This is a genomic window from Gemmatimonas sp. UBA7669 (assembly GCF_002483225.1).
Lineage (GTDB): Bacteria > Gemmatimonadota > Gemmatimonadetes > Gemmatimonadales > Gemmatimonadaceae > Gemmatimonas.
The window spans coordinates 68565-91446 of the sequence record NZ_DLHL01000063.1; the positions used below are offsets into that span (position 1 = coordinate 68565).

Here is a 22882-nt window from a genome sequence, read left to right on the forward strand (position 1 = left end):
TGCTCATGCCGCCACCGTGGCGGCCGCGGCCGGCAATGCCTCGCCGCTGATGATGGAGTAGTCCTGTCGGCGACGGGCGGGCGTGAAGCCCGCGTCGCGAATGAGACGATCGAGTTCGTCGGTGGTGGTGCGATACGTGGTGTTGGCAGCCGAGACCACGTTTTCCTCGATCATGAGCGAGCCGAAGTCGTTGCAGCCGTAGCGCAGCGCCAACTGCCCCACCTTCATGCCCATCGTCACCCAGCTCGACTGCAGATTGGGCACGTTGTCGAGCACGATGCGCGAAATGGCCACCGTACGCAGATAGGTCGTGGCGTCGGTCTTGGGCATATGCGAGAGTGTGGGCGTGTTCTCGGGCTGCAGCGGCCAGGTGATGAACGCCGTGAAGCCATTGGTGCGCGCCTGCAGCTCCCGCACGCGCTGCAGGTGCTCGATGCGCTCGGCCAGGGTCTCGCCGATGCCGTACATCATGGTCACCGAGGTCTTCATGCCCTCGTTGTGCGCCAGCTCCATGATTTCAAGCCAGCGATCGGCGCCCGCCTTCTTGGGCGCCACCAGATCCCGCACGCGCTGCACGAGAATCTCGCCGCCGCCGCCGGGGATGGAGTCGAGTCCGGCCGCCTTCAGTTCCCGCACGACGTCCCGCGCGTCCAGCCGGAAGCGCGTGGCGAAGAAGTCCACTTCACTGGGCGAAAAGCCGTGGATGTGGATGGGGTGGTTGCGCTTGATATAGCGCAGCAGATCGAGGTACCACTCGAACGGGATGTACGGATTGTGCCCGCCCTGGATCAGGATCTGCACGCCACCCAGCGCCTTGGTCTCCTCGATCTTCTCGCCGATCTGCTCGTACGACAGCGTGTAGCCTTCGCCGTGCTTGGGACGCCGATAGAAGGCGCAGAACCCGCAATCGGCCACACACACGTTGGTGTAGTTGATGTTGCGGTCGACGATATAGGTGACCACGCCGTGCGGGTGCTTCTGCTCGCGCACACGGTCAGCTTCATGACCGAGTTCGAGCAGCGGGGCGTTGGTGTAGAAATCGAGCAGGTCGCGCATGGTGGCGTTCCGTTCAGGGCACTCAGGCGGCTGGCAGAAAGGCCAGTGTGCCGTCGGGCACACGACCGGCCAGCACCAGACGCCGGAAGAATTCTGTCAGTCCCGCAAGGTGCGGGTAGGACAAACGGTAGTCGAGGCCCGCGAAGTATTCGCGGCAGGTACGCACCGGCACACCACTGGCTTCTGCAGCCTGTGCCGACAACACATCAAGATGGGCCAGTCCCCAGTCCCGCGACGCGATGAGCGATGCATGCGCCGACAGCGACTCGTGCACCGGCGTGCCGCGCTGTGCCACCCACACGGCAAAGACGAATGGCAGGCCGGTCCACGCTTTCCACGCCGCACCGAGATCTTCCTGCCACGGGTAGCGTTCGGCCCAGGCGCCACCGCCCTGCGACTCATGAAACAACTTGAGCGCGGCATCCCCGATGACCAGACGCGCATCATGGTCATCGTTGGCGAAGTGCGCGATGTCGGCCAGCTCGGCATCACCTGGCACGAACTCCGGTCGGCACTTCCACACGTGCTCAAAGAGCAATTCGAGCAGCGCCACCGACGTCATGCTGCTGCGACTCACCAGCACACGGCGACCGCCCAGGTCCTGCGGCGCGCGCGCGCTGAACAGCATGACGCTGCGCACCGGACCATCGCTGGTAATGCCAAGCTCGGGCAGCAGCAGGAAACGATGGGCGTCGCGTGCATACTCCACCGCCGACACCACGCTCACATCGAGCTGCCCGTCGGCCATGAGCTGATTGAGCTGCGTCGGCACGCCATCCACCAGTTCTCCGGCCAGCGGCACCAGGCCACGCTCGATGGCCCCGTACACCGGGTAGCAGTTGATGTAGCGGATACGGCCCACGCGCAGCATGCTCAGGCCACCGCCAGTGCGGTGTCGGCCTGCTGGCTTTCGCCTGTTTCGCCGGGGCCGAACTCGCGCAACACGCGATAGAAGGAGTCGCGCTCTGCCGGCTGCTTCCCTGCCCCGCGAATGAGCTGCAGCAACTGCGGCAGCGTCATGCCCTGCGGCGTGTGGGCGCCAACCGCGTGATAGATCTTCTCGCGCACCACGGTGCCCTCGATGTCGTTCACGCCGAAGTGCAGCGCGACTTGCGTGAGCGAGGGGGTCACCATGATCCAATGCGACTTGATGTGCTCGAAGTTGTCGAGGAACAGGCGACCCACGGCCAGATTGCGCAGGTCGTCGAAGCCGGTGGTGCTGGTACCGGTGCGGCCCAGCGTGGCGCCGAGTTCGTTGTCGTCGGGATGGTAGGCCAACGGGATGTACGCGAGAAAACCACCCGTTTCGTCCTGCAGATCGCGCAACATGGCCAGGTGCTGCATGCGATCGTCAATGGTCTCGACGTGGCCATAAAGCATGGTGCAGTTGGAGCGAATCCCCAACTGATGCGCCGTGCGGTGCACGTCGATGTAATCGGTGCCGCCAAGCTTCTTGTCGGCGATCTGCTCACGCACGGCCGCGCTGAAGGTCTCCGCCCCTCCACCAGGCAAGGTGTCCAGCCCGGCCTCACGCAGGGCCGTGAGCACGTCGGCACGCGACATTTTTTCGATGCGCGCGATGTGCGCGATCTCGACGGCCGTGAGTGCCTTGATGTGCACCTGCGGATGCCGCGCCTTGAGTGCGCGGAACATCTCGGTGTAGTACGCGAGGCCCGCCTGCATATCGAGCCCACCGACAATGTGGAACTCGCGCGTGATCGTGCCGTCGGCGCGATCGGACTCGGCCAGCACCTGATCGAGCGAGTAGCGGTAGGCGCCCTCTTCCTTGGGCAGCCGCGCATAGCCGCAAAAGACGCAGGTCTTCCGCAACACGCAGATGTTGGTGGGGTTGATGTGCTGGTTGGACGCGAACGTGACGCGGTCCCCATGCCGTGCGCGATTCGCGGCATCGGCCATGGCCCCAACCCCGTTGAGATCCGGGGTGGTAAACAACGTGACGCCATCGCTCAGCGACAAGCGCTCACCAGCGTTCAGCTTCTCGCCGATTGGGCGAAGAGCCGGGTCGCGCAGACGATCAAGGTCGAACGGTACAGCTCGCGGCATCAGGACGCACCCCAGAAGCGGCGCGACGGCCCGGGAAGCGGAGCCGTCGCGCTGTCATTCGATGTACGCCCCGCCGGGCCTATTCGTGCCAGCGTCGGAGCGCGATCGAAACGTTGTGACCACCGAAGCCCGAACTGTTCGACAGCGCCACCTCCACCTGCCGTGCCTTGGGCACGTTGGGGGTGATGTCGAGATCGCACTCCGGGTCCGGCGTGGAATAGTTGATCGTGGGCGGAATCAGTCCGTCGCGCATGGCCAGCGCGCAGGCAATGAACTCCACACCACCGGCTGCGCCGAGCATGTGCCCGGTGGCCGACTTGGTGGAACTCACCGACAACGTCCGCGCGTGGTCACCAAAGACGGTCTTGATGGCCTTGATCTCGTTGGGATCATTGAGCGGCGTGGACGTGCCGTGTGCGTTGATATAGTCCACGGCTGTCGGTTCGAGTTCCGCATCGCGCAGGGCGCGGCGCATGGCGCGCTGCAGACCCTCATGGGCCTCGGGCTGGCCCGTGAGGTGGTACGCGTCTCCGGTGGCGCCGTAGCCCACCACCTCGCCGTAGATGCGCGCGCCGCGGCGCACCGCATGCCCCAGCTCTTCGAGCACGACCACACCGGCGCCTTCACCCAGCACGAAGCCATCACGGGTGGCGTCGAACGGACGCGAGGCGGTGGCCGGCGAATCGTTGCGCTCGGACAGCGCCGTCATGTTGCCAAAACCACCGATGGCCATGGGCAACACCGCGGCTTCGGACCCGCCCGCAATCATCACATCGGCATCGCCGTACATGATGGTGCGGAAGGCCTCACCGATGGCATGCGCGCTCGTGGAGCACGCCGAGATGGTGGCGAAGTTGGGCCCCTTGGCGCCGAAGCGCATGGACACCACCCCCGCCGCGATGTCGGCGATGTACATGGGCACGAAGAACGGAGAGATGCGCCGGTTGCCCGACGTCATGTACACCGAGTGCTGCTCTTCCATGGTGGCCAGGCCACCGATGCCGCTGCCGATGATGACACCGCACTCCTCGGGCACGAATCCGCCCGAGGCGAGACCGGCATCCGTCATGGCCTGCACCGCTGCCCCCATGGCGTATTGCGTGTACAGGTCGGCGCGCTTGGCTTCCTTGCGGTCCATGTACAGACCGACGTCGAAGCCCTTCACCTCACACGCGAACTTCACCTTGAAGTCCGAGGCATCGAACTTGGTGATGAGCGCACCGCCCGACTTGCCATCCAGCAGGCCCTGCCAGGTCGTCGCCAGGTCGTTGCCGACCGGCGTGATCGCCCCAAGTCCCGTGACGACGACCCGCCGGCGCATCAGCCCGCGACCTTCGCCTCGAGGTACGCGATGGCGTCACCCACGGTGCGCAGCTTCTCGGCGTCCTCGTCGGGGATGTCGATGTTGAACTCCTTCTCGAACTCCATCACCAGCTCGACGATGTCCAGCGAGTCGGCGCCGAGATCCTCGATGAAGCTCGCCTCTGGGGTCAGCTTCTCGCGCTCCACGCCGAGCTCCTTCTCGATGATGTCCTTGATCTTCGACGCGTTATCCGACATGGGAACGGTTCCTCTGGGGTTGTTGGAGTTGAGAGACGGAAAGGTAGCCAGCTGAGGGCGTCACAGGGAGGGTCTGGCGCGGGTTTGCGCTGACCGTCCCCCGGACGATCACATGACGAGGCCGCCGTCCACTACGAAGACCTGACCCGTCACATAGGCCGTCAGGTCGGAAGCGAGCACGACGACCATGCCCGCCACATCCTCGGGCGTGCCCAGACGCTCGAGGGGAATGCCAGCCGACAGCGAGGCGCGCGCCTCGGGGGTCATGGCCGCGGTCATGTCCGTGTCGATGAAGCCCGGCGCCACCACGTTGGCCAGGATGTTGCGCGAAGCCAGCTCCTTGGCGATCGACTTGGTCATGCCAATGAGACCGGCCTTGCTGGCGGCGTAGTTGGCCTGACCCTTGTTGCCGATGAGACCCACGACACTCGCCACGTTCACAATGCGACCGTAGCGTCGCTTCATCATGCCACGGCTCGCGGCCCGACAGGTCGCAAAGGCACCACGCAGGTTGGCGTTGATGACCGCGTCCCAGTCGTCGTCCTTGAGACGCATGAGCAGATTGTCGCGCGTGAGGCCGGCGTTGTTGACGAGAATGTCGAGCTGGCCAAAGGCCTGCTCCACGGCATCAACGAGTGCCGCGGCCTGACTGGGCTCCGAGAGATCCGCCGCGAAGCCGCGCACGTCCGCGCCCGTCTCTGCAGCCAGCTCCGCCGCCACCGCCTCGGCCTTGCTCTGCTCACGGCCGGTGACCGCCACGCGCGCGCCGGCGCGGGCCAGCGCGGCGGCAATGGCGCGACCGATACCGCGTGTCGAGCCGGTAACGAGCGCCACGCGCCCGCCCAGATCGATCGTCAACCCACGTGCTGCCGGTGATTCGGACATGACGAAGTGCTCGACTCGTTTCAGGTGGGAGACGACAGGCTCGAGAGCAGCTTCTCGACTTCCGCCACGGTGCCGCAGTTGGCGGTGGCGACCGCGGGCGCAATGCGTCGCACGAGGCCAGTGAGCACGGCACCCGTGCCGATCTCGAGGAAGGTGGCTTGCGGGAAGCGATCGGCCAGCGTGCGCACCACCTGCGTCCACTGCACGGGCGCGGTGAGCTGCTGCTCCAGCAACGCGCGCGCGGTGTCCGCGTCCTGCACGGCCTCCGCGTTCACATTGGCGACCACCGGCACACGCGGGGTGTGCCAGGTCTCGGCGCGCATCGCTTCGGCCAATCCGTGGACAGCCGGTGCCATGAGCGGCGAATGAAAGGCGCCGCTGACCGGCAAGGGGAGGCAGCGCTTGGCGCCCGCTTCCTTTGCCAACTCCATGGCGCGTTCCACACCCGCGACTTCACCGGAAATGACCACCTGCTCTTCGCTGTTGTAGTTGGCCGGCACGACGAGTCCACGCTCACTGCTGGCCTGCACACAAATGGCGTCGATGGGCGTGCTCAGCACGCCGAGAATGGCGGCCATGGCGCCCGGACGTGCCACGCCCTGTTCGAACATGAGCGTGCCACGTCGGCGCACGATGCGCGCAGCGGACGCCAGTTCGAGCGCGCCGGCCACGTGATAAGCCGAGAACTCCCCGAGGGAGTGGCCTGCGGTTGCGCGCACGTGCGGGGCCAGCGCGTCTTTCAACACGGCCCAGACGGCGGCGCTGTGCGCCAGCAGCGCGGGCTGCGCGTTCAGCGTGCGCGTGAGGTCATCGGCCGGTCCTTCGAAGGCCAGCGTGGAGAGTGATGCGCCAACGGCGTCGTCCACGGCATGAAACGCCTCACGGGCGGCCGGAAAGGCCTCGAAAAGGTCCTTGCCCATGCCCACCTTCTGCGAACCCTGGCCGGGCAGCAGCACCACGAAATCCATCGCCATCGGAATTGCGTTGCCTGAGTAGGGAGAGACGTGCGCTCAGTAGCGCACGACGAGCGAGCCCCAGGTGAAGCCCGCGCCGAAGGCCGCGAACAGCACCGTCATGCCTTCCTTGAGCACACCCTGCTCCACCGCATCGTTGAGCGCGATGGGAATGGACGCGGCCGACGTGTTGCCGAAGCGATCCACGTTGACGAACACCTTGTCCATGCTGATGCCGGCGTGCTTGGCCGTCGCCTCGATGATGCGCACGTTGGCCTGATGCGGAATGAGCAGGTCCACGTCGGCGGCGGTGATGCGCGCCATGTCGAGTGCCCGATCGGTGGCCTCGGCCATCGAGCGCACGGCGTGCTTGAACACCTCACGCCCGGCCATGTGGATGAACTGCCGCTTGGTGCCGTGCGTGTCGGGCGTGAACGGTTCGGCCGCACCACCGGCCGGACGCCACAGCAACTCGGCCAACGCGCCATCGGAACGCATGAACGTGGACATGATGCCCTTCTGTCCACCACGTGCACGGCGCAGCACTGTCGCACCCGCGCCGTCGGCGAACAGAATGCAGGTGTTGCGATCGGTCCAGTCGACAATGGCGCTGAGCTTTTCGGCGCCAATGACCAGCACCGTGTCGGCCGCACCACTGGCGATCATGGAGTCGCCCACGATGGCGCCATAGAGCCAGCCGGAGCAGGCCGAGGCCACGTCGAATGCAGCGGCGCGGGAGCAGCCCAGCATCGTCTGCACTTCCACCGCCTGCGAAGGCAGCAGGTGATCGGGCGACGCGGTGCCGACAATGATGGTGTCGATTTCGCCGGGCTGCACGCCCGCCCTGGCCATGGCCTGCATCGAGGCCTTGGCGCAGAGCGACGCGAGTGATTCGCCGGGCTCCGCAATGTGGCGCTGGCGAATGCCGGTGCGCTCCTGAATCCAGGCGTCGTTGGTTTCGACGCCCATGGCGGCAATGTCGTCGTTGGTGACGACCTTGGCCGGCACGGCGTGGCCGGTGCCGGCGATGTACGAATACGGTCGCTTCATGCGGTGCGTTCGCTGTCCGGCGTGGGACTCGGCACACTGGCAGCGAGCTGTCGCCCGATTTCGTCCGTCATGCCCGACTCCACCGCGCGCAGCGCCTGATGGATGGCGTTCATGATGGCCTTGGGCGAGCTCTTGCCGTGTGAGATGATGGAGACGCCGCGCACACCCAGCAGGGGCGCGCCGCCGTATTCGTCGACATCGAGCTCGGTGAGCGAGGCCGCCACCTTGCGCGGGTCGAGGTTGGCCACCTTCGATACCTTGCCGATGAGCATGGGGCCGATGCTCTCGTAGAACTTGAGCAGCACGTTGCCCGTGAAGCCGTCGCATACCACCACGTCGATGGCGCCGCGGTCGCAGTGGCCACGCGGCAGGTCGCGTCCCTCGACGTTGCCGAGGAAGTTGAGACCGGCGCCCAGGAGCCGCTGGTGGGCTTCCTTCACCACCAGGTTGCCCTTCTCGGCTTCCTCGCCAATGGACAGGAGCCCGACGGCGGGATTGTCGCGACCGAGCAACGCCTTGGCGTACACGGTGCCGATGCGGGCGAACTGCACCAGCTCATCGGCGGCGCAGTCGACGTTGGCGCCCACGTCGAGCACGAGGATGGGCTGGGCGGCTGTCGGAAACAGCGTCCCGATGGCGGGACGCTTGAGACCCTCATGCAGCTTGAGCAGCATGAGGGAGGCGGCCATTTGCGCGCCGGTGTTGCCGGCGGACACAAAGCCATGCGCGAGCCCTTCGGCCACACGACGGATGCCCACCACCATGGAGCTGTTGGGCTTGGCCCGCATGGCCACGCGCGGGCTGTCCGTCATCTCGATGACGTCGGGCGCCTCGACGATGGACAGCCGCGACCGGACGTGCGCCAGCGCCGCAAGCTCGTCGCGCAGCAGCGCGTCCAGCTCGCGTTCAATGACGGCCGTTTGGCCTACCAGCTCGATGTGGTGATCCGGGGGCAGCGCTCCGAGCGCATGGAGGGCGCCCGCGATGGGGGCCCGGGGGGCGTAGTCGCCCCCCATGGCATCCACGGCGATGCGCGCCAAGCTTACGCTTCCTGCGCCGCTACCCGCTGCTCACCCGCGTAGTAGCCGCACTCGCCGCACACGCGGTGCGGACGCTTGGCGGAGCCACACTGCGGGCACGACTGAATGACGATGGCGGGCGCGGTCTTGTGCGTGTTGCGGGCGCGCTTCCGCCGCTTCGAGGTGCGGCGCTTCGGTACGGCCATGGATACAGCCCTGAGCGTTCGAGACGAAAATGACCGTCAGTCGGTGCTGCGCAGATCGCGCAACGCCGCCCAACGGGGATCGAGAGTTGGAGAGCACTGACAGCTCCCCGTGTTGCGATCGACGCCGCAGGAGGGACACAGGCCCTGGCACTCCGTCCGACACAGCGCAAACGCCGGAACGGCCAACAGCCACTCCTCACGCACCGCCGGACGCAGATCCAGGACGCGGGCTCCCGCGGGGATCAGCACGACATCATCCTCTTCCGCTTCGTCGGTACCCGACTCGGCAAAAATCAGATGCACTTCTTCCGCAACGTGGACCGTGGCTTCGCCCAGACAGCGACGGCACTCGGTTACGGCCTTGCCTTCGATGCTGCCGCTGAAGTAAAAACGGCCCGCGCCCGCACTGGAAAGACGGCCCACCACCTGCACGCCCGGTTCCACCGGCCCTGCATCACCGTCCAGCCACGTCGGATCCGCGGTCGCCAGCAGTCCTTCTACTTGCGCGGCCCGCGCCTCCAAACTGCGGATGTCAAAGTCCAGCATAGCCGTGTAACGTAGAACGGCAGCCCCCGTTTCACAAGGGCTGCCGCTCACGGTTTTCCGCCAATTCGGGCTGCCCAAGTGGCCATCGGGCCACAAGTTAGGCCACCCGCACCCAATCAGTCGATGACGTCGGCTTCGGCGAAGAAGAACCGCGCCTCGCGGGCCGCGTTTTCGTCGGAGTCCGAGGCGTGGATGGCGTTCTTGCCCTTCGACTCGGCGTACAGCTTGCGCACCGTGCCCTCGGCCGCTTCGGCCGGGTCCGTCGCGCCGATGGCCGTACGGAGCGCCGCCACGGCGTCGTCCTTTTCGAGGATCATCGGCATGCACGGGCCGCTGGTCATGAACTCCACCAGCTCCCCGTAGAACGGACGCTCCTTGTGGACCTCGTAAAAGGCGCCGGCCTGGGCCGTGGTCAGGTGCATGACCCGGGCCGCCTTCACGGCGAAGCCCTGGCGCTCGAGCAGCGCGATGATGTTTCCGGCGTTGCCGGCGCCAAAGGCGTCGGGCTTCACGATCGTAAGGGTGCGACGGCCAGCCATGGTCGTGTGGTGTCGAAGGGTGAATGCACGGCGCCAGAACGCAGGCGCGGCGGGACCCCGGAGGATCCCGCCGCGCGCAAGATAACTGCTCCGGCCTGACGCGGCAGGCCGGTCCCGCGTGTTACAGGCGGGCCTTGATGAGCTCGACGAAGTCGATCGGACGCTGGGCCACGCCCATGCCCGCCGCCTTGAACGAGTCGATCTTCTCGGCAGCCGTACCAGCCGAACCCGAGATGATGGCGCCCGCGTGACCCATGCGGCGTCCCGGCGGGGCCGTCTGACCGGCAATGAAGCCCACGACCGGCTTGGTCATGTGGTTCTTCACGAAGTCGGCCGCTTCCTGCTCGTCCGTGCCACCGATTTCCCCCATCATGGCCACGGCCTTGGTGTTCGGATCCTTCTCGAAGGCCGCGAGGCAATCGATGAAGTTGGTGCCGTTGATGGGGTCACCACCGATGCCGACGCAGGTGCTCTGGCCGATGCCGGCCTTGGTCAGCGCGTTCACCACTTCGTAGGTGAGCGTGCCCGAGCGGCTGACGACACCCACCGGACCCGGCGTGCAGATGCGACCCGGAATGATACCGACCTTGCTCTCGCCCGGCGTGATGAGGCCCGGGCAGTTGGGGCCGAGCAGTCGGGCGCCGTGCTCCTTCACGAACGGGTACACCTTGGTCATGTCGAGGACCGGCACGCCTTCGGTGATGCAGACGATGAACTTCACGCCAGCGGCCGCCGCTTCCATGATGGCATCGGCCGCGTACATGGGCGGCACGTAGATCACCGACGTGTTGGCGCCGGTGGCCTGCACCGCGTCGTGCACCGTGTCGAAAATCGGCGCCGTGCCTTCGAAGGTCTGGCCACCCTTGCCGGGCGTGACACCGGCCACGACCTGCGTGCCGTACTCGATCATCTGCTTGGCATGGAACGAGCCATCGCGGCCCGTGATGCCCTGCACCACCAGCTTGGTGCTCTTGTCGATGAAGATGCTCACGCGGCACCTCCCTTGGTCGCGAGTTCCACCGCGCGCTGCACAGCCGAATCCATGTCGCTCGACGCGGAGAAGCCGTTGTCCTTCAGGATCTGCAACGCGATTTCCTCGTTCGTGCCGGTGAGGCGGATGACGATGGGCACCTTGAGCGGATTCGCCTTCGTGGCCGTGACGATGCCATTGGCCACGTCATCGGTGCGCGTGATGCCGCCGAAGATGTTGAACAGGATGCACTTCACGTTCGGATCGGCGGTGATGATGCGCAGCGCATTCACCACCTTCTCCGGATTCGACGAGCCGCCGATGTCGAGGAAGTTGGCCGGATCGCCGCCGTAGTACTTCACGAGGTCCATCGTGGCCATGGCGAGGCCGGCACCGTTCACCACGCAGCCCACATTGCCGTCGAGCTTGATGAACGTGAGGTTGGCATTGCGCGCGTCCACTTCGCTCGGCGCTTCCGACGATTCGTCGCGCAGCGCGGCGATCTGCGGCAGACGATCGAGTTCGTTGTCGTCGATGACCATCTTGCCGTCGACGGCAATGAGCTCACCCTGCGGCGTGAGCACGAGCGGATTGATTTCCGCGAGCGAGCATCCGGCGCTCATGAACGCCGTGTAGAGCTGCTGCATGATCTTGGCGGCCTGACGCGCGAGCTTGACGTCCTTGTACAGGAAGAAGCCCATGCGCATGGCTTCGAACGGCAGCAGGCCGTAGCGCGTGTCCACCGGATGGTAGAGAATCTTCTCCGGTGTGGTGGCGGCCACTTCTTCGATGTCGATGCCGCCGGCGGCGGACACCATGAACACCGGCTTCTTGGTCGCACGATCCACAATGATGCCGACATAGGCTTCCGAGCCGATGTCCGCCGCCACCGTCACGAGCACCTTCTCGACGGTGAGGTCCTTGATCGTCATGCCCAGGATGGCCTGTGCCTTTTCCTTCGCCGCTTCCGGCGTGGGGCAGAACTTCACACCACCGGCCTTGCCGCGGCCGCCGGCATGGACCTGGGCCTTGACCATGACGGCCACGCCATAACGCTTCGCGATGGCTTCCGCCTGGTCGGGCGTCGTGGCGACTTCGCCGGGCGGGATCGGCACACCGGCCGCCCGCAGCAGCTCCTTCGCCTGATACTCGTGTAGGTTCACGCGTTCTCCGAACTGGGGAATGTCAGCGGTTCACTGCCAGAGGGTCGGACCCGGTGCACACCAGTGTGCCACGGACCCCTCCCGACGGAGCCATCGCCGTGAACCGGCGACGACGACTCCGGCCGCAATCACTGCGGCGGTCGTCCCAATACGCGCCCAAGGCTATCAAACGCTGCCCCGAACGCACTCCAGTCTCCGCGGCGCATGGCCTGACGCATCGCGTCATACCAGCGCGCCGCACTTGCTTCGCCGGCCACCGGCACCAGATCCATGGCGGCCGCGCCTGCGGTTGGACTCGAGCTCACCGTCACGCCGAGCCGCGACAGCGCCTCGGCGGTGGTGCTCCCAACCCCGACTCGTGCGCCATCCGTGATGGCGACGCGCGCCACCACCGTGCTGCCATCACCACGCGCCCACTGCACGCCCTGCAGGTACAACAGGCCCGCTGCGGTGGGCACGGCGACGATGCGCCCGCGCCGCAGGCGCATGTCCCGACGCGCACCATCCGGCAGGGCGGCGCGCGCGCTATCGAGCCCGATCTGCAGCGCGGTGTTGAGTCCGCGCCACTGCAATTTGGTACCGGAGACCGGCCACCAGTAGGTCGCGCGTTCACTTCCACCCATCACCACCGCCATGCCGTCCACCTGTTCGCCGCTGTCGAGCAACGGCACGGCCCAGCCTGGGGTGGGACGCGGGCCGCTGCCAAGTGCCATGGGCGCAGGCGTCCCGCCAAAGAGGGCGCTGTCCGGCACGGTGCGCGGCGCGGCGCCGTCGAGCCGGGAGCCGTAGCGGGCGAGCGTGCGAATCTGCAGCAGCCCGCGCTCGCTGGCGGGTGGCAGGTGATCGGCCAGCCCGTCCGGCAGCAGGCTGTCGGCCGTGAAGAGTGTGGGAAACCGGGTCTGCCAGGTCCGCGTGACCGGATCCGGCGTCCGCACGGGAACCAGGCGGGTTTGCCCCGTCGCCGCATCGACAAGCGCAGTCGCCGCCAACTTGAAGTACGAATACACCCCGGCCCCGACCTGCCAGCGCTGGCTGAGGGGGTAACGATCAGAGGCACTGTAGAGGTGAAGCGCCCAATAGAGGCGGTTGCCGTGCAGGAGCGGTTGCAGCTCCTGTCCTTGCACAAAAATCGGCGCCAGTCGCTGTACGCGTTCCCGTACGTCACGGTGCGTCACGAGCAGCGGCGCGCGATACCGCAGGCTGTCAGGCTGCAGCAGGGACGCGTCGCGCAGGGCCCAGGCATGGGCGATACGCGCGCGCCAACTGTCGAGTGGCACCCCCACCACCGGGTGCGCGGCGTTGACTGCGCTGGTATCGGAGAGACCTGACGACGCCGGCGACGGGGCGACGTCGAGCAACTGCGGCTCACTCAAGCCTGGTCCGAACAGCGGCCAGCCGCCGCGCGAGGTCTCGTGCGGCAGCTCGTCGGGTGCGGCGTCCTGCACGTCGTCTGCCCGCGCGGGCCACTCCAGGACTTGGTCGCGCAGCACGGGTTGCGTCACGTCCACCAGACTCACCGGCCAGCGCTCGCTTGCGCCAACGGGGCGACGCACGCGCAGCGCGTGCAAGCGGCCATCGCTCATGCGCCAACTGATGGTGGCCGCGTCGATGTAGCGGGCCGAGAGCACGTCGGCGGTCGAGCCGGTTGGCAATGGCGCCGGCGCGGCCAAACCCGCCGCGGGCAACGGCAGGTTCCCTCCCGCTGGCGTGCCCGTTGCCCCGCCACGGTCGGACGCGGCGCGCGCTCCCGCACTCTCTGCGCGCGTGGCCACGCTGGATGACGCGGTCGAGGGTTCCTCGCCCAATCCGGCCGCCAGGCTGGCACGATCCCACAGGCTGACGCGATCGGCCAGCGTCGCGGTCGGGAGCACCAGCCGTGCAAACACCGCCGCGCTGCTGTCGTTGGCGACGGGTTGCATGGCGTCCACGTCGAACGCGCGGCGGCTGTAGAGCGCGCGTGAGGCCACGTAGTCGGCATCACGACGTCGCGCATCGGCATCCGGCTGCGCCCGCGCCGCGACGGCGGGCGCCACATGACGCAGACCAAGCGCGGAAACCAGGACCACGGTCAGCGTGATGAAGGCGGTGCGCAGCTGCCCCACCCAGCCCGCACGAAACACCACCAGCGCCGCCAGTACGGCGCCATAGGACAGGATGGTGTCCATGCGCAGCGTGATGCGATGGTCCACGCGCAGGAACATGCCATCCGGGCCGCTGCCGTGGGTCAGCAGATCAAACGCATCGAGTCGATAGCTCCACGCCAGCAGCAGCAACACCAGGCTGCCCAACACGCTCAAATGGCGCCGCACATGGGTGCTCGCGGCGAATCGCCGGCCTTCAAGCCGCAGGGAGCGCGTGAGCGCATACAGCACCAGCACCATGGCCGTGAGCGCCACCACCGATACCAGCGCCCACAGATACAGCGTTTCTTCGAGCGGCAGCCAGTAGAGGTAGTGGCCAAGGTCCCGATCGAAAATGCCTTCGATTTCCCCGAAGCGCTGTCCGTGTCGGGCCATCAGCAGCGCTTCCCAGTTGTCGAGCGGCCAGGCCAGCACGGCACCCACCACCAGCGACAGGATCACGGTGAGTGAGAACAATCGTCGCCCCGGCACCATGGCCGTGAGCTCGATGTTGGCCACCCGCGACGGCACCGCAACCGCCAGAATGGTGCGACGGACCGCGTGCAGGTTGGCAAACGCGAACAGGGAACCCACCAGCCAGGCACCGCCCTGCAGCCACAGCGTGTTGGTGAGCTGCTCCCAGAAGAGACCAGGCACGCCCATGGCGCGGTACCACGCATGGTCGACCACGAGGGCCGTCACGGTGCGGCCCGCGAGCAACAGCGCGGCCGCTGCCGCCAGCAGACCGACCAACCATGCGCGGCCTCGCATCTCAGCCTCGGGTGCGCGGCGTCAGACGCTCACGCCCTGCGCACGCAGCCACCCTTCCATCACGCCGCGAATCTCGGCCAGACGTTCCGGGCTGCGGGCCTCGTAGCGCGCCACGATGACCGGCTGCGTATTGGACGCGCGCAGCAAACCCCAGCCATCACCGAAGAGCACACGCACGCCGTCCACATCGATGACATCATGCGAGGCCGTGAAGTGCGGCACCGCGCGGGACATGATGGCGAATTTGGTGGCCTCGTCGGTATCGATGCGGATTTCCGGCGTGGACACGAACGGCGGCACGTCCGCCAGCAACTCGTCGATGCGCTTGCCGCTGTCGGCGAGAATGCGCAGCAGACGGGCCGCGGCGTACAGCGCGTCATCGTGTCCGTGGAAGCCCTCGGTGAAGAACATGTGACCCGACATTTCACCGGCGATCGGGGCCTGCATGCTCTTCATCTTGTCCTTGATGAGCGAGTGCCCGGTCTTCCACATCACCGCCTGCCCGCCGGCCTTCTCGATGGCGTCGGTGAGCGCCTGCGAACACTTCACGTCGAAGATGATGGGCTGCCCGACGCCGGTGCGCGCCAGGACGTCGCGCGCGTACAGAATGAGGATGTGGTCGCCCCAGATGATGCGACCCTGCGCGTCCACCACACCGATGCGGTCCGCGTCGCCGTCGAATGCCACACCCAGTTCGGCGCCGTGCGCGCGCACGGCGGCAATGCAGTCCTCGAGATTCTCGGGGACAGTGGGGTCCGGGTGGTGGTTGGGGAAGGTGCCATCGCTCTCGGTGAACAGACCGATGCCCTGCACACCAAGCGCCTGCATGAGCTGCGGGGCGACGAGGGCGCCCGCGCCGTTGCCACAATCGTACACCACCTTGAGCGGGGTGCCATCAGGATGCGCGAGCGGTCCGATGCGCGCCGCGATGTCCGCAACGTAGCGATCGATGACCTCTACATGCCGCACCTGGCCCTGCCCCGCCGGATGCGCGCCGGCCACGATGTAGCCGTAGAGCGTCTGGATGTCGGCACCGTGGAGTGATCCCGTGCCCAGGCACATCTTGAATCCGTTGTACTCCGGCGGATTGTGTGACCCGGTAATCTGGATGCCACCAACCACCGGCTCATGATGCAGCGACCAGTAGAGCAACGGCGTGGGCACCACACCGATGTCCACCACGTCCACGCCGCATTCGGTCAAACCGCGAACCAGCGCATCGCGCAGCGCCGTGCCGCTGGGCCGATTGTCACGTCCCACCGCCACCGCACCCGCGATCCCGCGCGCGGCGAGCAGCGTGGCGTAGCCACGACCGATGCCGTATGCGACCTCCTCCGTCAGGTCCTCTCCCACGATGCCGCGTACGTCGTACTGCCGGAAGATGGTCTGGCTGATGCTCACGATTGGCTCAGTTGGATTTGCGGAACCGGACAGGCCGGAGCACCTGCGCTCCGGCCTCCAGAGACAAACTACTCAGCGCGGCTCAGCGCGCGACGCTCGCCGCCTGAACCCGTGCCGGCGCCCCGCGCTCCGGGACCGGTGCGGCGGGCGTGTTGCCGCTGGTGATGGCCAACTGCGCCAGACGCGTCACCGGCGTGGGATACATGCCGAAGAACAGCAGCAGGGCGGCGGTGGCCGCGATGAGCGAATGCGACAGCACCGACATGGAGGCAAGTGGCTGGTCCGCCGGGCGCGGCCTCATGAACATGGCAGCCACCACGCCCAGATAATACGCGGCCGATACCGCGCTCGTGACCACCAGGACCACCGCCAGGATGGTCTGCGGCGCCGGCGCCTGCAGCGCGGCCTGCAGCACATACCACTTGGCGAAGAACCCCATACCGCCCACCAGCGGCATGCCCATGAAGGCGAGCAGGAACACGGCCATGGCGCTGGCCAGCCATGGCCGCTCGAGCCAGAGGCCGGACACGTCGTCCAGCGTCAGGCTGCGATCACGACCATTGTTGACGACAATGAGCACGCCAAAGGCGCCCATCGTGGCCAGCGTGTACGACACCATGTAGAAGACGAGCGCCGAGGTCGACGCGGGGGTGGCCACCACCAGTGCGACCAGCAGGTAGCCGGCATGCGCAATGCTCGAATACGCCATCATGCGCACGAGGTTCTTCTGCGACAGGGCGAACACGTTGCCCACCACCATCGTGGCAACCGCCAGCCACCAGAGGCTGCTGTGCCAGCGCGGCGCCGCAGCGGCCAGCGACTCCACCAGCACACGCGCAAACACCGCAAACGCCGCCGTCTTCACCGTGGCCGACATGTAGGCCGCGATGGGCAATGGCGCGCCGTCGTAGACATCCGGTGTCCAGAAGTGGAACGGCGCGGCGGCCACCTTGAAGCCAAAGCCGACGAACAGCAGCGCGATGCCCACCACAAAGACCGGAGAGAACGTGGCCTGCGCGGCGGCCCACTGCCCAATGTCCTCGAGGCGCGTGCTGCCAGTGGCGCCGTACAGCAGCGCGACGCCGTACAACAGGAACCCACTCGAGACCGCACCCAGCAGGAAGTACTTGATGGCGGACTCGGCGCCGCGCGCGCTGCGCCGGTTGAGGCCGGCCAACACGTATACCGCCAGTGACATGAGTTCGATGCCGAGGAACACGAACATCAGATCGCGCGCGGCCGCCAGCACCATCATGCCGACGGTGGCGAGGATGATGAGCACCGGCACCTCGGGGCTGTAGGCCCCGCTGCGCTGGTGATCGATCTCCACCAAACCAAGCGTGAGGATGGTGCCGAGCAAGAGCACGAAGTCCACGGCCCAGCGGAACCCGTCTCCGGCAATCCGCCCGTCGGGGGTGCCTCCGACGCCGTCACCCCAGGCGATGGCCACCACGAGGGCGGCCATGAGGCAGAGGGCCGTACCGAAGCGCGTGATCGCGATGGTACGCTCGGCCCCTTCAGCCGAAGTGGCAGCGACCTGCTGCGGCTTCCAGACGGCGGCCAGCAGCATGGCCATGGCCCCGGCCGACAACAGCAACTCGGGGGCAAGGGCCTGCAGAATGGCGCCGGCGTTCATGACATCCGTCATCCGTCAACGTCCCAGCGAAACAGGGGGAGTGGGCGCCGGGGCGTTGGGCCCGAAGCGCACCGCTTCAATGAGACTTTGGGTGGGGCGATCGAGGCGCTTGAGCACGGGAGCCGGCGCCACACCCACCGCCACGATGCCTGCGGCCAACACAACCAGTGCGGCGCGCTCGTGGAATCCGAGATCGCGGAGCGTGGCGTGGCGTTCGGCGTCGAACGGACCGAACAACACACCTTGCAGCGCCTTGAGCCCATAGGCCGCAGCGAACACCACACCCGTGGTGGCAACGACGGCCAGCACCGGGAACTCCGCGTAGGTGCCGATGAGCACAAGGAACTCACCCACGAACCCGGCGGTGCCAGGCAGCGCCACCGTGGACAGCATCGCCACAACCAGCATGGTAGCCAGCATCGGTGTGCGTCGCGCCATGCCACCGAAGGCGTCGAGCGACGTGCTGCCCGTGCGATCCTCCAGCATGCCGGCCACCAGGAACAGCGCCGAGGTGGCAAGGCCGCTGTTCACGATGCTCATCACCGCCCCTTCAACGCTCTGCTGGGTGAGCGTGAAGCAGCCCAGCATGATGAAGCCGAGGTGACTGATGGAGCTGTAGGAGATGAGTCGCTTGAGATCCTTCTGTGCCATCGCCACGAGGGCGCCGTACACGATGGACACCACGCTGAGCACGAGGATGACCATGCGCACCGTGTCGTGCGTGGCCGCCGCCGGAAACAGCGGGATGGCGAAGCGCAGTATCGCATACGCGCCGACCTTGAGGCCGAGCGTCACCGAGGCAAAGGTTGGCGCCACCTGCTGCGCATCGGGCAACCAGGTGTGGAACGGGAACAGCGCCGACTTGACGCCGAAGGCCGCGAAGAACGCGCCGAACATGAGCAGCTGCGCCGTCGGCGACAGCGTGAGCGTGCTCAGCGCATCCAGGTGCATCGAACTGCCGTCGCCCACCGACCACAGGGCGATGATGGCCACCAGCATGAGCAGCGAACCCACCAACGTGAACAACACGTAGCGCAGACTCGCGCGCGTGTTGCCTGCCGTGCTCCAGACACCCACCAGGAGGTACGTGGGAATGAGCATCAACTCCCACGCGAGGTAGAACACCAGCAGGTCGAGCGCCACGAACACGCCCATCAGACCGCTGGTAAGCAGCAGCGCCAGCGCGCCGAAGGCCGGCGTCCGGACACGCACGTTGTCCCACGACGCAATGAATGCCACCGGCAGCACCACACCGGTCATGAGCACCAGGGGCAGCGACAAACCGTCCACACCGAGGCTGACTGTGGAGCCGAAGTCGGGCAACCACGGCAAATCCCACCGGGCCTGCCAGCCATCACGTGCGGGATCGAACACGCCCCACAGGGCAAGTGTCAGAAGCCCTTCCACCACCAGCGCAGCGGCCGTCAGCGTGCGGGCGTCCGGCCCACCACTCGGCGCTTCCGTGCCGAGCCGTTCGCGCGAGGTGTCGCAACCAAGCAGACGCACGAGGACGGCGGCGACCACCGGCCAGCCGATGAGCACCGGCAACACCCAGCGATCCACACCCAACGAAACCAGGAAGTCATGCATGATGTGCGCGCCTCAGCTCAGCGAAAGGGCGGAGATGAGCACGATGGCTCCGGCAGCAAGCAGCCAGGCATACTTGCCGGCATCGCCGTCCTGCAGCTTGGTGCCAACCAGCGAGGCCGTGCGCGTGAGCAGCGACCCACCGGCCGAGAGCCCGCCGTCGACGCCACGCTCCACTCCACGCGTCAGCACCGCGTCGGCCAGGCCACGCACGGGGCGCACAATGACCGCGTTGACGATGTCGTCCACACCATAGGCACGCGCCAGCAGCGAACGATCCTCCGGGGAATTGGCCTTGTCGGCCTGCGGTCGACGAAACACGACGAGTGCCACGGCAATGCCCACCAGGGCAATGGCAATGGCAATGGCCACGAGCACCAGCTCCGTCGCATGATCCACATGCGCGTTGGGGCCAGCCAGTTGTGCGGCGCTCGCACCGGTAACGGGTGCCAGCCACTTGTCGAGCAGTCCCACCGGACCCATGGGCAGCAGCGACGGCAGATTGAGCCATCCACCACCCACCGTGAGCACCGCGAGCACCAGCACCGGCGCGGTCATGATGAGCGGGGCCTCGTGCAGCGCCGCGCGCTCCCCTTCCCCGGTGCGATTCTCGCCGAAGAAGGTCAGGACCAGCATGCGCGTCATGTAGATGGCCGTCAGCAGCGCGGTGACGAGGCCGATGCCATACACCACGTACAGCAGCGTGGTGCCGGGAATGCCGAGCAGCGTGGCCGAGGCCAGCGGCGAACCGTGCGCCCGGGCGAAGACCGAGGCCAGGATTTCGTCCTTCGAGAAGAAACCGGCGAGCGGCGGCACGCCGGCAATGGCGGCCGTGGCCAGCGCCATCGCGCCGGCAGTGGCCGGCATGTAGCGCGCGAGGCCGCCCATGTTGCGCAGATCCTGCGGATCCTCGTCACGGTGCGTGTGGTGATACGCGTGATGCATGGCGTGAATCACCGAACCGGCGCCCAGAAAGAGCAGCGCCTTGAAGAACGCATGCGTGACCAGATGAAAGACGCCGGCGGTGTACGCCCCCACCCCGACCGCCATGAACATGTAACCGAGCTGCGAGACGGTGGAGTAGGCCAGCACCTTCTTGATGTCCCACTGGCGCAGGGCAATCGTGGCGGCAAACAGCGCCGTCAGCGCGCCCACGGTGGCCACCACCAGCGAAGCCTCCGGTGCACCGGCAAAAATCGGCGCCGCGCGGGCGACGAGGTAGACGCCGGCCGTCACCATGGTGGCGGCATGAATCAGTGCCGACACGGGCGTTGGGCCTGCCATGGCGTCAGGCAACCAGATGTACAGCGGCAGCTGCGCACTCTTGCCCGCGCAGCCGACAAACAGCATGAGCGCGATGGCCAACACGACGGGCGTTCCCGCCATCGGCGTGAGCGCTGCGTGCGCCCCGGCGAAGTCGAGATGCTGCGTGGTGCTCCAGATCAGGAACATGGCCACGAGGAAACCGAAGTCACCCACGCGATTGACCACGAAGGCCTTGTTGCCGGCTTCCACATTGGCGCGCTCGCCGAACCAGAAGCCGATGAGCAGGTAGGACGCGAGCCCCACGCCTTCCCAGCCCACAAACATCACGGCGTAGCTGCCGCCGAGGACCAGCACCAGCATGAAGACCACAAAGAGGTTGAGATACGCGAAGTAGCGCGCGTAGCCCGGGTCCTCCTTCATGTACCCGATCGAAAACAGATGAATGAGCGAGCCCACGCCGGTAATGACCAGCACCATCAGCATGGAGAGCTGATCGAGCTGGAAACTCCAGTCGATCACCAGATTGCCCACGGGCATCCACTGGCCGAGCGACACAATGGCTGGACCACTCATGCCCACGCGCATGCGCATGAACAGCGCAATGGCGAGAGCGAAGGCGGCGATGATGACACCGGGGCCAATGAGCGTGACGAGCGGATGGCGCGCGGTACTGGGCGCGTCGGCCCCCGGCTCCGCGCGGCGCGTGACGGCGATCAGGCCGTTCGCCACGAAGCCCAGGAGGGGCAGCAGAATGAGCAGGGGCAGCAGGGCAGCAATCATCCGCGGAGCGCCCGGAGCGAGGACAGGTCCACCGTGCCGTAATGCCGGAAGATGGAGATGATGATGGCGAGCCCGATGGCCGCTTCAGCCGCCGCCACGGTCATGACCATGATCACGAACACCTGACCGGTCACGTTGTGCAGCTTGGCGAACGCCACAAAGCTGAGGTTCACGGCGTTGAGCATGAGCTCTGCGCACATGAACAGGATGATGGCGTTGCGACGGGTCAGCACGCCGACCACGCCAATCGCGAAGAGAATCGCGGAGACGATAAGGGCTTCGGTGATCATGACTGTACCCGCTTCTTGGCCAGCAGCACGGCGCCCACGACGGCCACGAGCAGCACCACGCTCGTCAGCTCGAAGGCCACCAGATAGTCGGTGAAGAGCGACGCGGCCACCGGCGTGACCACGTTGTCCGAGGCCTGTGCCGACTCGAGCCGCGGAAAGCGCTGGCGCTGCACGACGAGCAGGTTGGCCAACAGCGCGAGTCCCACGAACCCGGCCCCGAGTCGCGCACCCAATGAACGCAGGTCGCTGATCTCACTGCGGCCCAGATTGAGCAGCATGACGACGAAGACGAACACCACCATGATCGCGCCGGCGTACACCAGCACCTGAATGGCGCCGACGAAGGGCGCGTCGAGCATGACATACAGGCCGGACAGCGCAAACATCACGTTCACCAGCCACAGCGCCGCCGGCACCGGGTTCTTGCGCGTCACGAACAGCAGCGCCGACGCGATGGCCAGCAGCGCGAACAGGTAGAACTGGAAGGCGAAAAAGCCGCTCATTCGCCCTTCGGGTCTGCAGGGTCCCACAACTCGCTCACCGGATGCGTCTGCGCCGTGAGCCGCTCGAGGTCGTACACGAACGACGCGCGGTCATACTCCGCGTTCTCGTAGTGCCGCCCAACGTGAATGGCCTCTTCCGGGCACACTTCCTGGCAGTAGCCGCAGAAAATGCAGCGGAACTCGTCGATCTCGAAAACGAGCGGATAGCGATTGCCCTGTTCGTCCTCGCCCGGCGTGAGCTTGATGCAGTTGGCGGGGCACACCGTCGGACAGAGGCCGCAGGCCACGCACTTGGCCTTGCCGTCCTCGGTGGTGAGCATGCGATGCGTGCCGCGCCAGCGCGGCGAGAGATCCCATTTGGTCTCCGGATACTGCATGGTGACCTTGTGCGGATCGACCAGATGCTTGAGCGTGGTGGCCATGCCCTTGAGCGTGGCCCGCACATAACTCACCTGATCGAGCGGCCGATTGAGCACCTTGACGCCGATGGCCATCAGTCGCGTCCCTCAGTGAGAGC

22 protein-coding genes are annotated in these 22882 nt (G+C 66.6%); all 22 read right to left on the reverse strand.

The window, feature by feature from the left end:
* Window positions 1-3 precede the first annotated feature (3 nt).
* A complete protein-coding gene (gene mqnC / locus B2747_RS19160; protein WP_291164864.1) occupies window positions 4-1056 on the reverse strand; it encodes a cyclic dehypoxanthinyl futalosine synthase in 1053 nt (350 codons plus the stop codon).
* Window positions 1057-1078: 22 nt separating this feature from the next.
* Window positions 1079-1927, reverse strand: a complete 849-nt coding sequence (locus B2747_RS19165; RefSeq protein WP_291164866.1) for a menaquinone biosynthesis protein — start codon at window positions 1925-1927, stop codon at window positions 1079-1081.
* 2 nt (window positions 1928-1929) lie between these two features.
* Window positions 1930-3120 carry a CofH family radical SAM protein gene (locus B2747_RS19170; RefSeq protein ID WP_291164868.1) on the reverse strand — a complete coding sequence of 397 codons (1191 nt, stop codon included), beginning with the start codon at window positions 3118-3120 and terminating at the stop codon, window positions 1930-1932.
* Between the two features lie 79 nt (window positions 3121-3199).
* Window positions 3200-4441, reverse strand: coding sequence for a beta-ketoacyl-ACP synthase II (gene fabF, locus B2747_RS19175; RefSeq protein ID WP_291164870.1), 1242 nt, complete (start codon window positions 4439-4441; stop codon window positions 3200-3202).
* Window positions 4441-4680: an acyl carrier protein gene (locus B2747_RS19180; RefSeq protein ID WP_291164872.1), complete on the reverse strand. Its 240-nt coding sequence runs from the start codon at window positions 4678-4680 to the stop codon at window positions 4441-4443. The genes fabF and B2747_RS19180 overlap by 1 nt, the downstream gene beginning before the upstream one ends.
* A gap of 108 nt (window positions 4681-4788) precedes the next feature.
* A complete protein-coding gene (gene fabG / locus B2747_RS19185) occupies window positions 4789-5565 on the reverse strand; it encodes a 3-oxoacyl-[acyl-carrier-protein] reductase (RefSeq protein WP_291164874.1) in 777 nt (258 codons plus the stop codon).
* 20 nt (window positions 5566-5585) lie between these two features.
* The gene (gene fabD / locus B2747_RS19190) at window positions 5586-6539 is read right to left on the reverse strand and encodes an ACP S-malonyltransferase (RefSeq protein WP_291164876.1); all 954 of its coding nucleotides are present in this window, start codon (window positions 6537-6539) and stop codon (window positions 5586-5588) included.
* A gap of 36 nt (window positions 6540-6575) precedes the next feature.
* On the reverse strand, window positions 6576-7568 hold the full coding sequence (locus B2747_RS19195; protein WP_291164878.1) for a beta-ketoacyl-ACP synthase III: 993 nt from the start codon (window positions 7566-7568) through the stop codon (window positions 6576-6578).
* A complete protein-coding gene (gene plsX / locus B2747_RS19200; RefSeq protein WP_291164880.1) occupies window positions 7565-8608 on the reverse strand; it encodes a phosphate acyltransferase PlsX in 1044 nt (347 codons plus the stop codon). The genes B2747_RS19195 and plsX overlap by 4 nt, the downstream gene beginning before the upstream one ends.
* A 2-nt stretch (window positions 8609-8610) precedes the next feature.
* Window positions 8611-8793: a 50S ribosomal protein L32 gene (gene rpmF, locus B2747_RS19205; RefSeq protein ID WP_291164882.1), complete on the reverse strand. Its 183-nt coding sequence runs from the start codon at window positions 8791-8793 to the stop codon at window positions 8611-8613.
* Window positions 8794-8829: 36 nt separating this feature from the next.
* A complete protein-coding gene (locus B2747_RS19210; protein WP_291164884.1) occupies window positions 8830-9339 on the reverse strand; it encodes a DUF177 domain-containing protein in 510 nt (169 codons plus the stop codon).
* A gap of 116 nt (window positions 9340-9455) precedes the next feature.
* Window positions 9456-9878 carry a nucleoside-diphosphate kinase gene (gene ndk / locus B2747_RS19215; RefSeq protein ID WP_291164886.1) on the reverse strand — a complete coding sequence of 141 codons (423 nt, stop codon included), beginning with the start codon at window positions 9876-9878 and terminating at the stop codon, window positions 9456-9458.
* Between the two features lie 121 nt (window positions 9879-9999).
* Entirely contained in the window at window positions 10000-10869 is an 870-nt protein-coding gene (gene sucD / locus B2747_RS19220; protein ID WP_291164888.1) for a succinate--CoA ligase subunit alpha, read from the reverse strand.
* Window positions 10866-12011 (reverse strand): ADP-forming succinate--CoA ligase subunit beta, encoded by a 1146-nt coding sequence (gene sucC / locus B2747_RS19225; protein ID WP_291164890.1) that lies wholly within the window; start codon window positions 12009-12011, stop codon window positions 10866-10868. Before sucC ends, sucD begins: the two co-directional genes overlap by 4 nt.
* A gap of 128 nt (window positions 12012-12139) precedes the next feature.
* Entirely contained in the window at window positions 12140-14902 is a 2763-nt protein-coding gene (locus tag B2747_RS19230) for a UPF0182 family protein (RefSeq protein WP_291164892.1), read from the reverse strand.
* 21 nt (window positions 14903-14923) lie between these two features.
* A complete protein-coding gene (locus B2747_RS19235; protein WP_343125936.1) occupies window positions 14924-16297 on the reverse strand; it encodes a phosphomannomutase/phosphoglucomutase in 1374 nt (457 codons plus the stop codon).
* Window positions 16298-16385: 88 nt separating this feature from the next.
* Window positions 16386-17951, reverse strand: a complete 1566-nt coding sequence (locus B2747_RS19240; RefSeq protein ID WP_291164896.1) for an NADH-quinone oxidoreductase subunit N — start codon at window positions 17949-17951, stop codon at window positions 16386-16388.
* Window positions 17952-17954: 3 nt separating this feature from the next.
* Window positions 17955-19529 (reverse strand): complex I subunit 4 family protein, encoded by a 1575-nt coding sequence (locus B2747_RS19245; RefSeq protein ID WP_291164898.1) that lies wholly within the window; start codon window positions 19527-19529, stop codon window positions 17955-17957.
* A 12-nt stretch (window positions 19530-19541) separates the two neighbouring features.
* Window positions 19542-21572: an NADH-quinone oxidoreductase subunit L gene (gene nuoL, locus B2747_RS19250; RefSeq protein ID WP_291164900.1), complete on the reverse strand. Its 2031-nt coding sequence runs from the start codon at window positions 21570-21572 to the stop codon at window positions 19542-19544.
* On the reverse strand, window positions 21569-21862 hold the full coding sequence (gene nuoK, locus B2747_RS19255; protein ID WP_291164901.1) for an NADH-quinone oxidoreductase subunit NuoK: 294 nt from the start codon (window positions 21860-21862) through the stop codon (window positions 21569-21571). The genes nuoL and nuoK overlap by 4 nt, the downstream gene beginning before the upstream one ends.
* Window positions 21859-22365, reverse strand: a complete 507-nt coding sequence (locus tag B2747_RS19260; RefSeq protein WP_291164903.1) for an NADH-quinone oxidoreductase subunit J — start codon at window positions 22363-22365, stop codon at window positions 21859-21861. Before B2747_RS19260 ends, nuoK begins: the two co-directional genes overlap by 4 nt.
* Window positions 22362-22859 carry a NuoI/complex I 23 kDa subunit family protein gene (locus B2747_RS19265; RefSeq protein ID WP_291164905.1) on the reverse strand — a complete coding sequence of 166 codons (498 nt, stop codon included), beginning with the start codon at window positions 22857-22859 and terminating at the stop codon, window positions 22362-22364. The genes B2747_RS19260 and B2747_RS19265 overlap by 4 nt, the downstream gene beginning before the upstream one ends.
* Window positions 22860-22882: the final 23 nt, after the last annotated feature.